At 54.9% G+C, this 2,062-nt stretch carries 1 protein-coding gene and 1 pseudogene; both read right to left on the bottom strand.

Annotation, left to right across the window (positions count from 1 at the left end):
• Nucleotides 1-199: 199 nt before the first annotated feature.
• A pseudogene (locus FHT28_RS35825) lies at nt 200-1,432 on the bottom strand (ISKra4 family transposase).
• Nucleotides 1,433-1,721: 289 nt separating this feature from the next.
• Nucleotides 1,722-1,913 carry a hypothetical protein gene (locus tag FHT28_RS36640; protein WP_246705064.1) on the bottom strand — a complete coding sequence of 64 codons (192 nt, stop codon included), beginning with the start codon at nt 1,911-1,913 and terminating at the stop codon, nt 1,722-1,724.
• Between the last annotated feature and the right edge of the window lie 149 nt (nt 1,914-2,062).

The following is a 2,062-nucleotide window of genomic DNA, read 5'->3' as shown; positions in this document are numbered from 1 at the left end:
CCGTCCCCGTGCTCTTTTGCGAGTACCACTTTTCATTGTCAGCCCATAAACTGATATTGGATTTGTTTTATCAGCTTAAAGGCTGATCATCAAGCACGTTTCATCAGCCTGTAGGCTGTATAAGATTTTCGTGACAGCAGTCTGTAGTCTGATTTCTGTCTAATGGTATCAGCCCTGGGGAGCGGGAAAAACCTGGGGGTCACGCTGCAAGATTTAGCTTTGCCTTCTTAAGTCGACCATCCGCTACAGCGGCTCGGACTTGAAGAACCCGATGAGCGCCAATCGGCGACCAACGCATCTGACGCTTCTTGTTCATGCGGGCATTAACGAGGCTGTTGGCGGCACTTTCAGCCGGCGAACTGGATATCGGCAGGCCGGACTAGTATCGCCGACAGTAGTTGACGATAGAAGCTTCATTCTGGAGCAGGTAAGTGTGAAGATTGCCAATCAGCTCGTAGAGGCGCCTGATTTTGCGAAGGGCGTCGCGAAATCCGGGGTGCTGATCCAATTGGGCAAGCATCTGTTTTACGGCCTCGCTTGCCTCTCGGACATACCCACTCCATAGGAGATGTCGAAGCCTGGGCATATGGATCGCGAGGTCTCGAAGATAGAGGTTCAGATCCTGGAGATACTTGATGCCCTCCCAGGCCTGTTCAATGTGCCGCAGACGCATCGATAGATGAAACCAGTCAAGAATATGCGTAACGGGCTGGCGTGTTGCGCTGACAACGATGTTTTGCAAGCCGACTTCTCCATCGCTGAAAACACTGACGTCTCGGCCGGGCAGCCATCCCTGTGCGCGCAACGCCGCGCGAATGTAGGCGCCATCGATGAAAACGGAAACGGGAGACTTGCCGGCGCGACTGAGACGATAGGGGCTCGCGACGTCCCACTTTTCGACCTGATCGGCAACCTTGCCCAGCCGGTTCCTTAGCGTCCGGTGATTATGGACTCTTGCGGTCGGCAAAAAGATATCAAGTACACGAGCTGCTTCTCGAAAGGACAAACGGGAGCCGAGTTCTGCCTGAATTCGCTCCAATTCCGGCGTTGCTCTTCCATTCAACAGGGTCGGGGCGCAATCGGTGGCCAGTCTTGCGCTCGATCCGCATTCGCAGCGTCGCCACCGTGGCACGCGCACACGACAAAGGCCGAAGAGCGAATGGATCGTACGGGATCTGTAATCGTGAACCTGGCGAGAGCAATCGCAGTGCGGGCACTTCCGATCACGCTGGACGGCCTGATCCGTCTGAAACTGCGTCAGCTCCTTCTGCAGATGCAGCTGAATTTCTTTGGCTTCTTCGAGGGAAAGGCCAAAATCGTCCAGACGAGCATCATCGACACTTCGCTTAACGTTGGCAATCTCGCGACGCTGTCGAACGCCGTCCACCCCCACAAGCTCGACGGAGATGATCATCTTTAATTGTGCGGTCAACGAGTACCTTTCCAAAAAGCACTCGATTACCTGGATATCCTTACCCCCACGTTTTTCCCACTCCCCGAGGCCGCTGGCATCGAGTTTATTCCCGAGAATGGTGGCGGCGTCGGTGTCCGCTTTTCCAAACCAAGAGATTGAACTGGCGCGGGTGGTGTCGGTAGCATTGCCCTGGGCAAATCGGAAGCGGAGAAAACTGCCACTCGGATCGGCGTCTGTGGGCCGAAGATGCGACGAAGAAACTAAGCTGGCAAATAGTGACCTTCGCTATTCCGACGCTTTAAGCTGGTTACAGCCCAAACCGTTTTCGCATTTCCACCGCCTTCGCCCACTCGTCGCCGGGCATCCGGTCGATCAGTTCCTTCATTACCCTAGAAAACGCGGCCTTAAGCGTTTCTTCGGTCAGAGCCTTGGCGAGATCTGTTGGAAGCAGCGGGCTCATGTCAGTGAAGAAGCCCGGATTGACGAGTTTCTGGAACATGCGCTGCTGCGCCTCGGCTCTGGAATCGCTACCTCTCCTTTTTCAAGGTAGAGGAGAAAACACTCGACGATCCTGGCCGAGTTCAGCCCCTCGAACACTCCGAGCGCGTAGTCAAGGTCGAACAGATCGCGACCCTTGTTGCGTTGAAG

Origin of the sequence: Rhizobium sp. SG570 (genome assembly GCF_012275345.1) — a bacterium.
Classification (GTDB): domain Bacteria; phylum Pseudomonadota; class Alphaproteobacteria; order Rhizobiales; family Rhizobiaceae; genus Rhizobium; species Rhizobium lusitanum.
Note: the sequence above shows the minus strand (reverse complement) of the source record. Positions and strands in the feature narration are given on the sequence as shown.

Coding starts and splice junctions, on each gene's coding strand:
- FHT28_RS36640 (WP_246705064.1), bottom strand. CDS start 1,913: ATGTTCCAGAAACTCGTCAATCCGGGCTTCTTCACTGACATGAGCCCG.